Consider the following 16,842-nt stretch of genomic DNA (forward strand, 5'->3'; position numbering starts at 1 on the left):
CGGGCGGGGCTCGGGGCGGACGTACGGGGCGGGCCCAGGGGCGGACGTGGCGATTGGCCCAGGGGCGGACGTAGCGGTCCGGTCAGGGGCGGACGTGCCGGTCGGCCTACGGGCGGACGTAGCGGTCGGGCTTGCCCTGGGGCCAGTTGACGGTGAGGCGCTGTCCGCCGTCGCTGACCACGGCCTGGCCGCCGGAGATCGTCTCGCCCTGGCAGGTCATGGTGACGGCCATGCCGGCGCTGATGGTCCCGGGGCAGGACTTGCCCTGGTACCCCACGGTCAGGGAACCGCCGGTCACGGTCATGACGAGCGCGTTGCCGTTCGGGTCACGCACCTCGGAGTACCACGTGCCCTGAACGCTGGCCGGGGCGCCCGCGCGGGTCGGCGCGGGGGCCTGCGTCCTGGGGGCCGTGCGGCGGGGGGCCGGGGTGGTGCCGTCGGCGGTGCGGGTGGCCCGGGGGCTGCTCGGGCTCGCACCGGGGCTCTTCTCGGCGGGCTTCGTACGGCTCGGGCCGGGGCTCGCACTGGTGGGGGTGGCGGACGGGGTGCCGCGTTCCGCGTCGTCGGCCTGCTTGGCGGCCGCGGTCCTGTCGGAGGTGCCGGACGACTGGTCGCCCTTGTCGTCGTCCTTGCCGCAGCCGGTCAGCGCCAGAGCCAGCACCGCGACGGCCACGGTGGCGGCCGCATTTATTTTCCGCACGAGAATCCCTGATATTCCTGAGTGAACGGGGAAGGCATGAGGGAAGATCTTGACAGGCGGGTCTGATGCATTTCCATGGGTTCAGGCAATGTTCTCCAGGAAATGTGAACTGGAATCCGGATCAGTTTCCGCCGTGCCCCGGCGCGTTCCCCTGCCCCGATCCCGGCTCCGCTGCCGCCGATGTTCTCCCCGATGCCGAAACGGGCCGCGCCCGAGGCGAGAAACACGATGACTTCGGCGACCTCCCTCATCGCCTCCGGGCGGGCGTTGGCCATCTCACCGGCCCGGCGCCGAGCGCGCCGGTGGCGTCGGCCACTCGGTGAACAAAGAGTTAAGCACCTCAAAAGACGGGGTTGCCGAGTTGGTCGTTTTCTATGTGAAACTACGTTCGATCAAGGCGATGACCTGTGGTTGCCGGAAACTAGGGAAATCTCGGCGCAACCGCTCATCAGGAATCACGGTCTACCGGGGCGATCGGAAACACCAATTCGCCGATGGCCGGTACCCGGTGACTGAAACCGCGTTTTTCCACCGGCCCGATCGGCACTGATCGCACGAAGGGCAATACCCCTATGCGCATGTACCGGACCATGGCCGCCAGCGCGACGGCGAGCCCTCCGGCGATGACCGTCCACGGAAGGCTGACGAGCACGAACGCGGGCACCCATGCGCCTACGGCGGAGAAGAGACCGAGAACAAGCGCGATGGGACCGAGCGCGACACCAGGCGAATCACTCCGACCGGCCGCGGACCCGGCCGCGGAAACGGACCTGGACACGGTCGACTCAGCCATGACCTGCTCCCCGTGGGACGAATTCCCGTTCTGTACTGATCGTACCGACCGGCGCGCCACCGCTCGATGGGGACGTCCGCCTAGACGCTTCGGAACGGCGGCATGATGCGGACGACCACGATCAGTTTGTCTCGCGGCGTCACCAGAAAGAAGAACCATCCCCCTGCCGCGTCCATGCGACGCAGACCGCCCGGCCGGGGGCCATTGCCTACGGTGCCGATATCGACCCCCATTCCGGCCAGGTCGACCAACTGTCCTGCGAGACGCTCCACTTCGGCCACCACGTGAGCGGGGATGCCGCCTGTTACGTGAGCGTGATCGGGGTCGTACTCCCAGCGCCAGTCGGAGCTCACCGCGGCGCGAGGCCGAGCGCGGCATGCGCGTCGTCCAGGATCCGGCCGATGGCGGAAGCGGCGCGCCGGCCCTGTGCCGCGTCACCGGTCTCGGCGGCATCCTCCCAGCGGCGGAACTCTTTCGCGAGATTCGGCTGCCGCTGGATGTGGACGTGGACAGCCCACTGGGCGATGAACCGCTGGAGGGGGGCAAGATCGGAAGCCTGACGGGACTGATCGGCGGCCAGATCCAGTTCCCGTGTGAAGGCGGGCAGGGCGGCAGGGGTGATCTGCGCGACGGCTTGGCGGAGGGCCGTGACGGTGGCAGGAGGCTGAGGGATGAGTGGCTGCCCGTCGCCGGAGGTGGTCATTGGTGCTCCCATGGGCGAGATTCTGATCCCTGGGAGCAGCGTATCGAGTCCAGGATCGATCACATCGCCCGAATGAGTGAGGCGGCCCGGCCTTCGCCGGGCCGGGGGCGCGAGAAACCGTTGCCGCTGAGGGCATCGGACGGTGCCGCGAGGCCGGGGACCACCGCGGATGTGACCATCCCCGGCAGGCGGCGTCCCCGGATGGTCAACACCAAGGGTCCGCGGATGACCTCTCAGTCTTTCAGGATCCCGGCGGAGCGGGCGGCGGTGAGCCACTGTGGGAACTCTTGGAGCAGCTGGTCGTAGAGGGCGGCGTCGGAGAGGGCCTTCGGGGTCGGTCCGGCGGCGAAGAATCCGGCGTTGTCGACGATGCGCCGGTCCGGGACCGGCAGGTCGTCGAGCCGGTGCAGAAAGCGGAACTCGTCGTCGCCGAACCCTACGAACTGCCAGAAGATGGGCAGGCTCGCGGCCGTGCACAGCACATGCTCAGCCGCGGCCTTGGACGTGGGGGAGCCATCGGTCTGGAAGACGACGAACGCCGGGTCGTCGGCCCCGGACGACTGGTAGTGGTCGATGACGGCCTGCATGGCGACGTGGTAGTCGGTGCGGCCCATGTGCCCCATCGAGTCGTGCAGGGGGTTGATCCGGTCCCGGTAGGCATCGAGGCCGATCTCGGCGGTGCCGTCGATACCCGTGGAGAAGAAGACGACCGGCACGACCCCGTCGTCATCGAGGTTCGCCGCGAGGGCGAGCGTCTGCTCCGCCAAGTGCTGCACGGAGCCGTTCCGGTAGTACCTGCGCATGCTTCCGGAGCGGTCCAGGACCAGATACACCGCGGCCCGCTGCCCACCGGCATTGTGTTTGGCCAGGGAGACCGCAGCGGTCTTGTAGAGGCTGACCAGCTCGGGAGCCTGGGCGGCGACCTTTTCCAGACTGATCGCGGGAGCGGGTGCCTTGGGGCGCTTACGGTAATCGATGGCCATAGCCGGTGATTCTCTCCCAGCCGATGCATCTCGTCATGGTCTTGGCGGATGCCTCCGATGAACCTCTGGCTACTGGCGGGAGAGCACCCGGGTGACGCCCGCGGCGAGGGCCGTGGCCAGCAGCCACCCGGCGCCGATCAGGAGCCAGGCGACCCACTGGGGCGGCCCCATCGGCTGGAACGCCCGCTCCTGGCCGAAGTCGACCACGGGGAGGAGCAGGTCCAGGCTGTACATGACGGGATGGAACACCGGATGGGGCGTACCGCCCAGCGGGTGGGGCCGGTACAGGCCGAAGACGGTGGCGCCCGTGGCGAGCAGGGCCAGCAGCCACACCGCGGCACGTTCCGGCAGATAGCCGTATCCGACGGTGGCATCCTGCACATACCCCCAGGCACGGGCGTACCAGGGGAGGGTCGTACGGCGGCGACGCTGGCGGGTCAGAAGCACGGTCCGGGCGTCCCGGTCCTGGCCGATGGACTGATGGACGGTGGCGAGTTGCTGGTACGGCTGGGGCCGGTACCCGTCGGGATCACGGCTCAGCAGCTCGAGGTGGTGGTCGACGGGGTGGTGCGGTTCCAGCGAACGGTAGACCAGCCCGTCGAGTCGCAGAGGCGGCTGCTCATGAGGGTCGTCATGGAGCCGGAGCACACCGATGGCGGCATGCCGCAGATCCACACCTCCCGAGGCCGGCGCCGGTCGCAGAAGCAGCTCTCCGGCCTGGAGATGAGCGCAGGAGAGGGCGTTTCCCCGGGTGGGGGTGAGGGACGCCGTGTCGAAGCTGACCGTCCCGCCGACGGTGGCGCTGGTCAGCGTTATGGCTCCGGCCGCGCGGAACCCCTCGCCGCAGTCGATGTCCGTGGGGACCTGGATGCCCGTGGCGGAGAGGGCCTCACCGCCAGGATGACGCAGCGTGGCCCCGCGCAGGTGCAGCCCTTCACCGAGGCGCGCCTGGAACAGCCGCAACTCCCCGTCGGCGCGGAACCCCTCGGTTCCGACGATGCCCTTCGTCTCGACACGGGTCGCGTTCAGCGCCACACCGTCGGCATGGGAGAGGTGCGCGCCCTGGAGGAGCAGACTCCCGCTGATACGGGCGTCGTGCACGCTGACCCCGCCCTGGACACGGCAGTTCATGAGGTCGAGGTTCCCGTCGACCGTCGTGGCGCCCATCCCGAGCCCCGGTAAGTACGAGCCGCCGAAGCTGGTCACCCGCAGTTTGGCCCCGTACAGCTGGGGCGCCTCCTCGAACCAGCACTTCTCCAGCCACAGCACACAGCACACCTCGGCGAAGACCAGGCGCAGCTTTCCCAAGACCCGGGCGCCCACCAGGTGGACCATGGGCGTTTCACCGCTGACGGAGTCGGCGGCGCCCAGCAGCAACGAGCGGATCACCGAGGCCCGCACCTGCCGCTCCGGGCCCCAACCGCGGCCGTTCATCACGGGCCCGCCGTCAGCGCCGCCGTCCGTTTCGCCGTCAGCGCCGCCGTCAGCGCCGCCGTCCGTTTCGCCGTCAGCGCCGCCGTCAGCGCCGCCGTCCGTGTCGCCCGGACGCAGGTCGACTTCGTCCCCCGCGGCGAACGCCTCCCAGAGCCGGAGTTCCGGGCCGGTGAGGTCATCAGGGCGCATCCGGGGTCCTCCGGGGGTCGGGAGGTCGTAGAGCCAGATCTTCCGCGACGGCGGTCCACGCTGTCCATGGCCGCGCGCCCGCATCGGCCGTCGCCACGGCGACGGGGGAGCGCGTGGCGCGGAGGAGGCCCAACTCATCGAGCCCAGGCGTGGACGGCCGCACGGGACGTACTACCGGCGGGGGCTCGCCCGGACGCCGCTCAGGGCCGTGGCTCCGGCCGCCATCAGGTGCTTCAACCTGGCCTCATCCGCACTGCCGGGCGCGGCGCTCAGGATTACGATCTTGAAGTATGAAGCGGCACACAGTCGCACTCCAGCCGTCTCCACGCCGACGAGCCTCTATGACCGGGTCGTGTCGAGCGGGAGAGCGACGAGGGCCCCGGTGCCATCGGCACCGGGGTTCGTGATCGATGCCAGGGATGCGCGACCCGGCCGGAGGACTTGAAGCGGCAGCTCAAGCAGACCGTCTTTGCCAGGATGTAGACCGCACCCCGGTGCGGGACCGACCCGCCAGCCATCTGACGCCCTACTCACTCGGCCCCTTACCCGTCTGAGCCGGTCCGTCGCTCTCGCACTCGCCCGGTCCAGGAAGACGCCCGCCGCGACTCTCGGCGATCCGGAGCGCGTCTTGCAGCGCTTCGATCAGGCGGTTCGAGAGGTAGCGGAGCTCTTGGGCAGCCGCCTTCCGGTCGTGGAGCAGTAGGCGGGCGTGGCCGATGAGTTCGGAGCCCATCTGGAGCTGAACGGCTTCCATGTCGTCGGCCAGCCGCGACAGGTACCCCGCACCGTCCGTATCCGACACCAGGTAGCACGGCTTCCCGGCAGGGCCGGGCCATGGCAGCAAGCGCGGTTGCGCACTCACCTGACCATCACCATCCCGTGCGGCGCGCACAACAGCTCCACGCGAGACACGTCCTTCCTGCGTCGTTCCCGCCGCCGATCCGACCCCTGATGTACACGCGGAAGTCGCAGGGTCGGTGCGTTCGCACAGGGCACCGAAGCGCATGTCTCATCGGCGCGATGACGACCGGCGCCGGGCGCCAGTAGTCGCCACAGCCGGCGCACGAATCGAGGGATATGGTCTGGCACGTTGACGCTCCTATGCGGCGTTGATCACGCCCCCGGGCCGCTCGCATCGGTCGCGAGGGTCTCTTGTGTCTGCCAACTGTGCTGCGGAGGAACGACGGTGGCTTCCCGCCGGTGGCTATCCCCATCGTGGGTAGCCTCCGCGGCGCGCGTCTCCGAGTGGCTGAGCTGGAAGACGGCGAGCGCCGGGTCGTCGGAGCGGTCACCTGCATCCCGCGCCGGGTACACTCGGTGCGGGATGATCAACGCTCAGTAAGATCGCAACACTGGGGGTGCCTCTTTGGCCGGGTCCGTCGCACCCAACGTCCTCCCGGAACGACTGTTCGCTCGCGAGGACGTGCGCGCGGCGCTGATGCGGCACGACTTCGGCGCTTTCTTCGCGCTCGCTCGCAAATGGTCTGGCATCAGCTACATGCGGATCGCCGATGCCTGTGACATGAAGCCTGAGCGCGTCGGCAAGCTGGCACGCGGCGAAGGTCGGGTGACGAGCGTGGAGAAGATGGAGCAGATCGCAGATGGGCTGCGTGTCCCTGGTGGGTTGATGCGGCTGGCTCCCCGTCCTTGGGAGGGCCGCGCAGTACGGCGTGTTGTGGCCGCTCGGGAAGGGCGCAGCCAGCCCATGCCGTGCTCGAAAGCAAACCCTGACGTGGCGGCGGTGGAATCCTTTCGGGCGGCGGATCGGCAACTGGGCGGTGGCCATCTGTACGCCTCCGTCCTCCACTACCTCCACCACACGCTGGGGCCACGGGTCTTCGGCGGCGAGACCGGCCGTGACTCCGCTCGGACGTTCCAGGCGGCCGCCGCGCTCACGGAAATGGCCGGATGGATGGCTCATGACACCGGGCAAAACCGGCGGGCCGGCGACCACTTCACCAAGGCTCTTTCGCTGGCGAAGGCCGGAGAGGATCAGGCCCTGGGTGCGAACATCATGGCCAGCATGAGTCATCTCGCCTTACAGATGGGGCACCTGGACAAGGCCGTATCCATGGCGAGGGCGGGACGCGACCACGTAACCGGTGGGTCCCGCGTCCCTACGCTGATCGCGAGACTCCATGCCATGGAGGCGCGAGCGCTCGCCCAGCTCGGGGAAGGCGAAACGGCCCGCCGCGCACTGACTGTGGCGCAGAAGGAGATCGCCAAGATGTCGGATATCCCGTCATCTCCATGGGTCAGCTCCTTCGACATGCCCGCATTGGCGAGTGAGACGGCGCTGTCCTTGCAGGACGCGGGCGACTTGCCCGCTGCTGTGGAAGCGGCCGAAGAAGCGATCGCCCTCCGCTCCGGCGACCGTGCGAGGAGCCGGGTGTTCAGCCAGATCACCTTGGCACTGATCCGTACGCGACGCGGCGAGCCGGAGGCCGCGTGTGAGGTCGGGCGTGCGCTCCTCGGTGAGTGTGTGACGCTCGGATCGTTGCGCATCACTCAGCAACTCGACCTTTTGGGACACGCCTTGGCTCGCTACCGCGCCGAACCGATCGTGCGGGACTTCCTGGACTGCCTGGCCGAGACGAGGCGGCAACGGGCACTCCTCCTGGCCGGGATCGCCACGCCCATCGCCGCGGGAGGTGCCGTCATATGACCACCCACCCCCGGCCGGGCACAGCCGAATGGGACGCCTACCTGGCGGAGGGCAACGCCAAGCAGGCACGCAAACGTGTATCGGCCGACGTTCTCCTGCGCGATGCCGCCGGGCGCCTGCTGGTGGTCAAGCCGACGTACAAGGAGGCGTGGGATCTGCCCGGCGGGATGGCCGAAGCGAACGAGTCACCCGAGGACGCGGCGCGACGCGAACTGAGCGAAGAGCTGGGCCTTGCCGTCGCTCTACGAGGACTCCTGTGCGTCGACTGGGTCGCACCTCATGGCCCCTGGGACGACCAACTCGCGTTCATCTTCGATGGCGGAACCCTCTCACCTGGCCAGATCAGCGGCTTGTACCCGCACGATCACGAGCTCTCGGCCTGCGAGTTCTCCCCATCGGACGAGGCCCTGACCATGCTCCCGCCCCGCACCCGCCAACGGGCCGCCCATGCGCTCCGAGCCCTGGCCGAGCAGCGGCCCGTGTACCTGGAGAACGGTGAACGCTCCGTTCCATAGCCTCGATCGCCGCTGAGGGGTGTCATACGGCAACTGACGCCCGTGCCGCGGGCGTGTGTTGCCATGCGGTCCCTCGAAGGGGTGTGTGCCGTTCCGGTGGCGGATCGGGCAGCTTCTCGGGTCCGGCGCGGGCTGCCGGGAGTGAGCGGATTCAGAGGAAGTTCAGAACTTCGCGTGGCAGTCTGGCGCGCCGCACAGGCCGGCACACGGGGCGCCCGTGCGCGCGCCGACTTCTCATGGTCACTTCTGGAGGAAAACCTGATGAGCGTCACCGTTGTGAACGGCCTGCCCGTACATGTCCTGGTCGTGCACTTCGTCATCGTGCTCGTTCCGCTGAGCGCCCTGGCGGTGGTGGTCGGCGCGATATGGCCGAGTGCCGCCCGGCGGATGGGGATTGCGCTTCCGCTGCTGGCCCTTGTGACGCTGGCGAGCGTGCCCGTGGCGACGAACGCCGGTGAGTGGCTGGAGGGGCACGTCGACAGCGACGCCTTGGTGCGCAGGCACGCTGAACTGGGCGATGGGTTGCTTCCCTGGGCCGCGGGTCTGTTCGTGCTGGCGACGGCGGTGTGGTGGACGACCCGCAGGTCGGCGTCGGTGGAGGCGGCCCCCGGGGAGCGGACCCGGGCGGGCATGCCCCGGTCCGCGCTGGTGGTCCGTGTCGCTGCGGTGGTGCTCTCCGTCGTGGTGGCCGCGGGCGCCGTCGTGGACGTGTACCGGATCGGCGACTCCGGAGCGAAGGCCGCCTGGCACGACGGCTTCTCCAAGACCGCCGATGGCGGCGGCCATGGCGACAACGACTGACCCGCGTCGGCCGGTCGCCCTCGCTGTAGCCCGGTCGATGAAGGCGTCGCGCAGTCGCATCCGTGTTGTCGGCCAGGGCTGGTAGGCGAGGGCGTCAAGCGGCGTGCGGCACGAATGAGACGTGATAGCTGGACTGCGGCGGCGTGCGATCCCTCGCATTCCTTCTGGACTCAGAGCCGCTGGACCTGTCGATCTTCGCGCATCCGAGTTTTGCGGAAGACAGTCAAGAACTCGATACGGCGGCCCGGTGCGAGCCAGTAGGAAGGCGTACCGCCCCGTCGCCCAGGTGAAAGCGAAGCTCGCGGGCGGGCCCGCTCAATGGCGCACATTCGGTTCGCCGATTGTCGTCCGCTCTTGCGCCAAGCCGTCGGCGCGACGCTCCACCGCGCCCCAAGTTCCGCGAGTTACTTGTAGCAGGTCAGGGCGGCGGCCATGGCCTGGCCTCGGCTCTGCCGGTCGTTGCGGACCACGTACCGGATCTTGAGACCACGAGCAGCCCATGGCAGGCTCATTCCGCATGATCGATGAATTCGCGAAAGACAACTTGCACGGGAGACTGCGGCGGGACCGCAAGGCGCTGCTCTGGAAACTCGACGGCTTGTCCGAATACGACGCCCGCCGACCTTTGACAGCGACCGGGACCAACCTCCTCGGCCTGGTCAAACATGTGGCCACCGTGGAGGCCAGGTACTTCGGCGAGGTCTTCGACCGCCCTTCTCCGGAACCACTGTGCCGGTGGCAGGACTCCGACGGCAGCGATCAGTGGGCGGCCGAGGACGAGACCCGCGATCAGATCATCGGGTTCTACCGGCGCACGTGGGAGCACTCGGACGCGACGATCAACGAGCTTCCCCTCGACGCCCCCGGCCACGTGCCATGGTGGTCGGAGCCTTCTCCCAACACGAACCTGTTCGCCGTCATGCTCCATGTCCTCAGCGAGACCATCCGGCATGCCGGGCACGCCGATATCCTGCGCGAGGGCCTCGACGGCCGGACCGGGTTGCGCGCCGAACACGAGAAGCGGATCGACGAGGAAGCCCGTGCGGCCTACTGCGCGAAGATCGAGCAGGCCGCCAGGACGGCCGCACCGATCAAGGCGGGCGGGGGCCGCGCCGAACAGATGCAGCGCCTCCAGCATGCGGAAGGGCCGTTCGCGAGTTCTCAGCCCTCCGCCTTGGCCACCCCGATCGGGCAGGAGACGCCCGTGCCGCCGATGCCGCAGTAGCCGGCTGGGTTTTTGTCCAGGTACTGCTGGTGGTATGCCTCGGCCGCGTAGAAGGGGCCGGCGGGGAGGATTTCGGTGGTGATCTCGCCGTAGCCGGAGCCGGTCAGGACGGACTGGTAGGCGGCGCGGGAGGACTCGGCCTCGGACTGCTGCTCGGGGGAGTGGGTGTAGATCGCCGAGCGGTACTGGGTGCCGACGTCGTTGCCCTGGCGGAAGCCCTGGGTGGGGTCGTGGGACTCCCAGAAGAGCTTCAGGAGGGCGGCGTAGGAGGTGACGGCCGGGTCGAAGACGACGCGGACGGCCTCGGTGTGGCCGGTGAGGCCGCTGCACACCTCTTCGTAGGTGGGGTTCTCGGTGTGGCCGCCCTGGTAGCCGACGAGCGTGGTCCACACGCCCGGGGCCTGCCAGAACTTCCGCTCCGCGCCCCAGAAGCAGCCCAGGCCGAAGTCGGCGACGACCAGGCCCTCCGGGTACGGGCCGGTCAGGGGGTTGCCGAGGACCGTGTGGCGGTCGGGGACGGCGAAACCCGGTTCGGGGCGGCCCTTCAGCGCCTCCTCGGGGGTGGGGAGGTGGGTCCTGTGGCGGCTGAACAGCATTTTCGGGCTCCTCGCGTAACGGGTACGGCGGCTGCGGCATTCGTCGTATACGGGTGCGCGGCGCTATCACGACAACGGATACGGGGCGGAGGGAATTCCGGCCCCGCCGGCGCGGGGGCCGTTCAGCGCGGCAGGCGTTCAGCGCGGCAGCGTCGCCGGGGTGCCGCCGCCGCCCTCCCAGCCCGCCACCGCGAGCGCCCGGTAGACCGTGTACTCGGCCGCCGGATCCACTCCGTACGACCACGGGACCGCGCCCACATGGCCGTCCACATGGCGCAGCTGCTCCAGCGCCTCCGCGTACCGCTCCGACCGGACCAGGAAGAAGACCAGCAGGTGGCGGACGTGCGGCAGTACCGGGTGGTCGGCGGGGGCCTGGCGAACGGCGTAGAGGGCGCCCTCGACGGCCTTCGTGATCACCTCGCTGCGGTAGAGGGTGCGCACGAGATTGGCCTCCGGCAGGTGCTCGAAGACGCCGAAGAGGGGCAGGGCGGGCAGCAGGCTCTTCTCGGGGGCGGAGGCGGCGGCCGCGTGGGTGAAGGCGTCGGCGAGGTCCTGGGAGCCGTGCCACTTCTCGCACCAGTAGTGGAGGGCGGCCAGGTGGGCGCCCATATGGTGCGGGGCGAGCTGGGTGACCTTGGTCCACAGCTCCTCGAAGTCGGCCTGCCGGTAGGCCATACCGCGGGCCACGCCGAGCTCGATGATGTGCGGCACCGGGTCCTTCGGGGCCAGCCGGGCCGCCTCGTGGCAGACGTCCCGGGCCTCCTCCAGGATCATCCGGAAGTCCTGCGAGGATGGGTCGAGCAGCGCCTGCCGGACCAGGAACTCCGCCTGTACCGCCGCCGCGCCCGGGTCCTCCGGGGCCGCCACCCGCCAGGTGCGCAGCCACATTCCGCCCTGGCCGGGCGCCTGGGCGAGCTCGAATGCCGCCGCCCCGGCCAGCGTCTGCACCCGCTGCCAGCGCAGCTCCGAGGTGGCCTCGGTGAGCGCGAGCAGACGGGCGGCCGGCTGCCAGTCCTGCCGGGCCTGGACTTCCTCCAGCGTGTCGATCAGCTGCCGGTCCGGTCCGGGCAGCCGTACGTCCAGCCGTTCGCGCGGTACGAAGCCGTACTCCTGCGGATCCGAGGCGCGCATCGCGCCCTGTACGGCCCCGCGGCCTCCGCGCAACCGCCGCAGGGCCGGTACGACGATCAGCCCGCCGATCATGACGATGGCGATGAGGAAGATCAGAAGCTCCATGAGGTGTCCCCGTGTGGAAGTCCCGTAACGGCTTGTGGTCCAGAACGGCTTGTGGTCCAGCCTATGCGCCCCGGCGGTCGTTCCCATGCGCCCCGGCGGTCGGTGAATCCAGCAGGGCCGTGCCGGGCGTTACGCTCGGCCCCATGAGCCACCAGCACCCCCAGGGGCATCCTCAGAGTTTCGAGACGCTCGCGATCCACGCGGGCCAGGAGGCGGACTCCCTCACCGGCGCCGTCGTCCCCCCGATCTACCAGGTCTCCACCTATAAGCAGGACGGTGTCGGCGGTCTGCGGGGCGGCTATGAGTACAGCCGTTCCGCCAACCCCACCCGCACCGCGCTTGAGGAGAACCTGGCGGCGCTGGAGGGCGGCCGCCGCGGCCTCGCCTTCGCCTCCGGCCTCGCCGCCGAGGACTGCCTGCTGCGCACGCTTCTGGTGCCGGGCGACCACGTCGTCATCCCGGACGACGCCTACGGCGGTACGTTCCGCCTGTTCGCCAAGGTCGTGGAGCGCTGGGGGGTGGAGTGGTCGGTCGCCGACACCTCCGACCCGGCGGCGGTACGGGCCGCGCTCCGCCCCCGTACGAAGGTGATCTGGGTCGAGACCCCGAGCAACCCGCTGCTCGGCATCACCGACATCGCCGCCGTCGCCGACATCGCCCGCACCGCGGGGGCCCGGCTGGTGGTGGACAACACCTTCGCCAGCCCCTACCTCCAGCAGCCGCTCGCGCTCGGCGCGGACGTCGTGGTGCACTCCACCACCAAGTACATGGGCGGGCACTCGGACGTCGTCGGCGGTGCGCTGATCGTCTCCGACACCGGCCTCGGGGACGAACTCGCCTTCCACCAGAACGCGATGGGCGCCATCGCCGGGCCCTTCGACGCCTGGCTGGTGATGCGCGGCATCAAGACCCTCGCCGTGCGCATGGACCGGCACAGTGCCAACGCCACGCGGATCGCGGAGATGCTCATCGCCCACCCCAAGGTGACCCAGGTCTACTACCCGGGGCTGCCGGAGCACGCGGGGCACGAGATCGCGGCCAAGCAGATGCGGGCCTTCGGCGGCATGGTGTCCTTCCAGGTCGCGGGCGGTGAGGAGGCGGCGGTCGAGGTGTGCGACCGGGCGCGGCTGTTCACGCTCGGGGAGTCCCTCGGCGGCGTCGAGTCGCTGATCGAGCACCCGGGGCGGATGACGCACGCCTCGGCGGCGGGCTCGGCGCTCGAGGTGCCGGCCGATCTCGTACGGCTGTCGGTCGGCATCGAGTCGGTCGACGATCTGCTGATGGATCTGGGCCAGGCGCTGGGCTGACGCGGCGCTGGGGCAGGCTCTGGGCTGGTGCCTTGGGTTGGGCGTTGGGCTCGTGCGGCGCTGGGGCAGGCTCTGGGCTGGTGCCTTGGGTTGGGCGTTGGGCTCGTGCGGCGCTGGGGCAGGCTCTGGGCTGGTGCCTTGGGTTGGGCGTTGGGCTCGTGCGGCGCTGGGGCAGGCTCTGGGCTGGTGCCTTGGGTTGGGCGTTGGGCTCGTGCCGCTCTGGGCCAGGTTCTGGGTTGACGCCGTGGGTCAGGCTCCGGGCTGGCGCCCGGATCGCCGGTCCGGTCCGGGGTTTTGAGGGGCGTCACCATCCTTCGAGGGGAGGGGTGGTGTCGGTGGGCGGCGGTGCGGTCCACGGTTCGACGATCGCCGCCCAGACGGCGAAGGCGACGACCGCGGCGAGCAGCAGCAGCCAGCCGACGGTGCGCACCACCTGGTGGCGGCGGAGCATCCGCCGCCCCCGCTCGGCCGCCCGGCCCGCCAGATCCGGCGGCAGCGCCGGATGCGGGCCCTCCAGCATCCGGCGGACCTCGGTCTCCTTGCGGTCCGGGAAGCTCATGGTGCGACCCCGGCTCCGGCTTCGGCTCCTGATCCGGTTCCGGCCGCGGCTCCGGTTCCGGCCGCGCCGGTGGCCGCCGGGCGACCGGTGGACGAAGGCGTTCCAGCGGATGGGGACGTTCCGGCGGACGGTGGCGTTCCGGCGGACGGTGGCGTTCCGGTGGCGCCGCGCCGGGGTGCGGCGCTCCGCATCGCCGTGACCGCGCGGGTGCAGATCGCCCGGACCCGCTCGGCCGGGAGCCCGAGTGCCGCCGCCGTCTGCTCCTCCGCGACCCCCTCGTACAGCCGCAGCACCAGCACCAGCCGCTCCTGCGGGGTGAGCCGGGCCAGGGTGCCGCCGCGCGGGTGCCGGTAGCGGTGGCCCCGGTGGGCGAAGAGGGCGGCCAGCGTCCGGCGGGTGTGGTCGTACGGATCCTCGCCGCGCAGCCGGTCCCAGCGGGCGTACGTGCGCGCGAGCGCGGCGGTCAGCAGGCGCTCGGCGGCTTCGGTGTCCCCCGTCGGCTCCCCCGTGAGCAGTGCGGCGGCATGCAGCAAACGGCCACCCGCGCCCGCGACGAATGCCTCGAACTCCCGGGCCCGGCGGCCATCCCGTGCTGCCCGCCGATCTCGCACCACGCCCTCCGCCTCCCGTTCCTTTAGGACACGGCAGGCACAGGCGAGTGGTCAAGAGGTCTGCAACGGGGTCAGGTGGCGGGCGCCGCCTGGGGCACCGTGGCGTGCGCGGCGGAGAGTGCGACGTTGAAACGGGTCAGCAGATCGCAGAAGATGTCACGCTCCTCCGCTGTCCAGTCCCCAGTCACGCGGGCCATCAGGTCGCGCCGTGAGGAGCGCACCTCCTCCAGGCGGGCCTTGCCGCGCGGGGAGAGCTGGAGCACGACCGCACGGCCGTCCTCGGGGTGCGAGGTCCGCTTGACCATGCCGGAGTCGACCAGCGGGGCGACCTGGCGGGTCACGGTGGACGAGTCGATGCCCATGCTCCCCGCAAGCGCTTTGACCCCCATCGGGCCTTCTTGGTCGAGCCGGTTGAGCAGCAGATACGCGGCTCGGTCCATGGAGTTGCGGGCCTGGCCGACGCCGCCGAGCCGGGTCTGTTCCGCACGGCGGGCGAAGACGGCGACCTGATGCTGGAGCGTGTCCAGTACGCCGGTGTCGAGTTGAGTCGTCATGTCCGATTGGGTGGGCATGGCCTAGGGCTCACTTCATGCGGTGGTCTGTGGGATGTGGCACAGAGTACGCGGCTGGGGCCCCGCCCGTACGGGGGCTGTAAAAACCTGACGGGCCCCGAGCCACAACCTGCCGTTCTGAGTCGTTTCCTGTTGCCATAGCCGGGCCGGTGGGCTCCACGCCCGGAACCCACCCGACCACGCCCGGAACCGACTCGGACCACGTCCGGAACCGACCCGACCACGTCCGGAACCCACCCGGGCCTCGCCCGGGCCCCGGCCGGCCCTCGCTCGTGCACCGGCACCGGCACCGGCACCGGCACCGCGTCGGCTCGGCCCGCGGCGGCCCGCGGCGGCCTACCAGGGGTGAGCTGCCAGACTGGGGACCATGGCTGCACGACTCGGCGACGAGGACGGGCCCGGCTCCGGATCCGGCCCGGCCTCGCACCTCACCTCCTCCCCTGCCCCTGCTTCCGCTGCCGGGGGCGCGGTCTCCGAAGGCTCCGTTTCCGATTCCGCTTCGGAGGGTTCCGGCCCCGTTGCTCCCGCCCCGAAGGGTTCCGCCCTGGAGGATTCCGCCTCCGAGGGAGCGCGGACGGTCACTCTCGACGATGTCCGCAGCGCGCAGAAGACGCTCTCGGGGATCTCCCGGCTCACCGCCCTGGAGGGCAGCCGCTATCTGTCCGGTCTGGTCGGCTCTCCGGTCCACTTCAAATGCGAGAACCTCCAGCGCACCGGGTCGTTCAAGCTGCGCGGCGGCTATGTGCGGATCGCGGGGCTCAGCCCCGAGGAGCGGGCGGCCGGGGTGGTCGCGGCCAGCGCCGGGAACCACGCCCAGGGCGTCGCCCTCGCGGCCTCGCTGCTGGGGGTGCGTTCGACGGTCTTCATGCCCGAGGGCGCACCGCTGCCGAAGATCGCGGCCACCCGGGACTACGGCGCCGAGGTGCGGCTGTGCGGTCAGATCGTGGACGAGACGATGCGGGCGGCGCAGGAGTACGCCGAGCGCACGGGCGCGGTCTTCATCCACCCCTTCGACCACCCGGACATCATCGCCGGGCAGGGCACGGTGGGGCTGGAGATCCTGGAGCAGTGCCCCGAGGTGCGCACCGTGGTGGTGGGCATCGGCGGGGGCGGGCTGGCCGCCGGGATCGCGGTGGCGGTGAAGGCGCTGCGGCCGGATGTGCGGGTGGTGGGGGTGCAGGCGGAGGGTGCCGCGGCGTATCCGCCGTCGCTGGCGGCCGGGCGGCCGGTCACGATCGACGCGCCCGTGACGATGGCGGACGGCATCAAGGTGGGGCGGCCGGGCGAGGTGCCGTTCCGGATCATCGAGGAACTCGTCGACGAGGTCCGTACGGTCACCGAGGACGAGCTGTCCAGCGCGTTGCTGCTGTGCCTGGAGCGGGCGAAGCTGGTGGTGGAGCCGGCGGGCGCGAGCCCGGTGGCGGCGCTGCTGTCGGATCCGAAGTCCTTCGAGGGGCCGGTGGTCGCGGTGCTCTCGGGCGGCAACGTCGATCCGCTGCTGATGCAGCGCATCCTGCGGCACGGCATGGCCGCGGCGGGGCGCTATCTGTCGCTGCGGCTGCGGCTCACCGACCGACCGGGGGCGCTGGCCACGCTGCTGGGCGTGCTGTCGACGCTGGACGCCAATGTGCTCGACGTCAGCCATGTACGCACCAATCCGCGGCTCGGGCTGAGCGAGGCCGAGGTGGAGCTGCACCTGGAGACGAAGGGGACGGACCACTGCGAGGACGTACGGGAGGCGCTGCGCGGGGCTGGATACACGGTGATGGCCGACGTGATGGTCTGACGTGGTGGCCCGCGTAACGGGCTGACGACGGGAGGGGCCCGCACCTCGGCGCTTGGCGCTCGGGGCTCAGCGCTCGGCGCTCGTAGCTGACGCCATGCCCACCCGGGGCCGACGGCCGCTCGGGGGCCGACGTGTGCCCAGGAATCGACGGCAGGCCACCCTTTCTT

General features: G+C 70.4%; 17 protein-coding genes and 1 pseudogene. 6 read left to right on the plus strand and 12 right to left on the minus strand.

The window, feature by feature from the left end; genetic code table 11:
• Nucleotides 1-106: 106 nt before the first annotated feature.
• The 7 genes from NQU54_RS37365 to NQU54_RS37395 form a co-directional block, all read right to left on the minus strand.
• Entirely contained in the window at nt 107-700 is a 594-nt protein-coding gene (locus NQU54_RS37365; RefSeq protein ID WP_257634882.1) for a hypothetical protein, read from the minus strand.
• A 448-nt stretch (nt 701-1,148) separates the two neighbouring features.
• A complete protein-coding gene (locus NQU54_RS37370; protein WP_257634883.1) occupies nt 1,149-1,493 on the minus strand; it encodes a hypothetical protein in 345 nt (114 codons plus the stop codon).
• Nucleotides 1,494-1,573: 80 nt separating this feature from the next.
• The gene (locus NQU54_RS37375) at nt 1,574-1,777 is read right to left on the minus strand and encodes a hypothetical protein (RefSeq protein ID WP_306279452.1); all 204 of its coding nucleotides are present in this window, start codon (nt 1,775-1,777) and stop codon (nt 1,574-1,576) included.
• A gap of 65 nt (nt 1,778-1,842) precedes the next feature.
• Nucleotides 1,843-2,196, minus strand: a complete 354-nt coding sequence (locus tag NQU54_RS37380) for a hypothetical protein (RefSeq protein WP_257634907.1) — start codon at nt 2,194-2,196, stop codon at nt 1,843-1,845.
• A gap of 233 nt (nt 2,197-2,429) precedes the next feature.
• Nucleotides 2,430-3,179 (minus strand): vWA domain-containing protein, encoded by a 750-nt coding sequence (locus NQU54_RS37385; RefSeq protein WP_257634885.1) that lies wholly within the window; start codon nt 3,177-3,179, stop codon nt 2,430-2,432.
• Between the two features lie 69 nt (nt 3,180-3,248).
• Nucleotides 3,249-4,802 (minus strand): membrane-associated oxidoreductase, encoded by a 1,554-nt coding sequence (locus NQU54_RS37390; protein ID WP_257634886.1) that lies wholly within the window; start codon nt 4,800-4,802, stop codon nt 3,249-3,251.
• Nucleotides 4,803-5,328: 526 nt separating this feature from the next.
• Entirely contained in the window at nt 5,329-5,664 is a 336-nt protein-coding gene (locus NQU54_RS37395) for a hypothetical protein (protein WP_257634887.1), read from the minus strand.
• Nucleotides 5,665-6,225: 561 nt separating this feature from the next.
• Between NQU54_RS37395 and NQU54_RS37400 the strand changes: the two genes are divergently transcribed.
• From NQU54_RS37400 to NQU54_RS37415, 4 genes and pseudogenes are all read left to right on the plus strand, one after another.
• Entirely contained in the window at nt 6,226-7,467 is a 1,242-nt protein-coding gene (locus NQU54_RS37400) for an NsdA family TPR-like regulatory protein (protein ID WP_257634888.1), read from the plus strand.
• A complete protein-coding gene (locus NQU54_RS37405) occupies nt 7,464-7,982 on the plus strand; it encodes an NUDIX domain-containing protein (RefSeq protein WP_257634889.1) in 519 nt (172 codons plus the stop codon). The genes NQU54_RS37400 and NQU54_RS37405 overlap by 4 nt, the downstream gene beginning before the upstream one ends.
• Nucleotides 7,983-8,243: 261 nt before the next feature.
• Nucleotides 8,244-8,783, plus strand: coding sequence for a DUF2231 domain-containing protein (locus NQU54_RS37410; protein WP_257634890.1), 540 nt, complete (start codon nt 8,244-8,246; stop codon nt 8,781-8,783).
• A 517-nt stretch (nt 8,784-9,300) separates the two neighbouring features.
• Nucleotides 9,301-9,882: pseudogene (locus NQU54_RS37415) on the plus strand (DinB family protein); the annotation flags it as partial.
• A 62-nt stretch (nt 9,883-9,944) separates the two neighbouring features.
• On the opposite strand, the gene msrA reads toward NQU54_RS37415, so the two are convergent.
• Entirely contained in the window at nt 9,945-10,604 is a 660-nt protein-coding gene (gene msrA / locus NQU54_RS37420; RefSeq protein WP_257634891.1) for a peptide-methionine (S)-S-oxide reductase MsrA, read from the minus strand.
• A gap of 138 nt (nt 10,605-10,742) precedes the next feature.
• Nucleotides 10,743-11,840 carry a hypothetical protein gene (locus tag NQU54_RS37425; RefSeq protein WP_257634892.1) on the minus strand — a complete coding sequence of 366 codons (1,098 nt, stop codon included), beginning with the start codon at nt 11,838-11,840 and terminating at the stop codon, nt 10,743-10,745.
• A gap of 143 nt (nt 11,841-11,983) precedes the next feature.
• Here NQU54_RS37425 and NQU54_RS37430 point away from each other — a divergent pair, with 143 nt between their 5' ends.
• A complete protein-coding gene (locus NQU54_RS37430; RefSeq protein WP_099014736.1) occupies nt 11,984-13,147 on the plus strand; it encodes a cystathionine gamma-synthase in 1,164 nt (387 codons plus the stop codon).
• A 304-nt stretch (nt 13,148-13,451) separates the two neighbouring features.
• Here NQU54_RS37430 and NQU54_RS37435 read toward each other — a convergent pair whose 3' ends face one another.
• The 3 genes from NQU54_RS37435 to NQU54_RS37445 all read right to left on the minus strand — a co-directional run bounded on the left by NQU54_RS37435 (nt 13,452) and on the right by NQU54_RS37445 (nt 14,889).
• On the minus strand, nt 13,452-13,706 hold the full coding sequence (locus tag NQU54_RS37435) for a hypothetical protein (RefSeq protein WP_257634893.1): 255 nt from the start codon (nt 13,704-13,706) through the stop codon (nt 13,452-13,454).
• Complete coding sequence (locus NQU54_RS37440) at nt 13,703-14,317, minus strand: sigma factor-like helix-turn-helix DNA-binding protein (protein ID WP_257634908.1); 615 nt, start codon at nt 14,315-14,317, stop codon at nt 13,703-13,705. Before NQU54_RS37440 ends, NQU54_RS37435 begins: the two co-directional genes overlap by 4 nt.
• A gap of 71 nt (nt 14,318-14,388) precedes the next feature.
• Entirely contained in the window at nt 14,389-14,889 is a 501-nt protein-coding gene (locus NQU54_RS37445) for a MarR family winged helix-turn-helix transcriptional regulator (protein WP_173963230.1), read from the minus strand.
• 367 nt (nt 14,890-15,256) lie between these two features.
• Between NQU54_RS37445 and ilvA the strand changes: the two genes are divergently transcribed.
• The gene (gene ilvA / locus NQU54_RS37450; RefSeq protein WP_372506199.1) at nt 15,257-16,675 is read left to right on the plus strand and encodes a threonine ammonia-lyase; all 1,419 of its coding nucleotides are present in this window, start codon (nt 15,257-15,259) and stop codon (nt 16,673-16,675) included.
• Nucleotides 16,676-16,842: the final 167 nt, after the last annotated feature.

This window comes from Streptomyces malaysiensis subsp. samsunensis (assembly GCF_024519315.1).
Classification (GTDB): domain Bacteria; phylum Actinomycetota; class Actinomycetes; order Streptomycetales; family Streptomycetaceae; genus Streptomyces; species Streptomyces malaysiensis.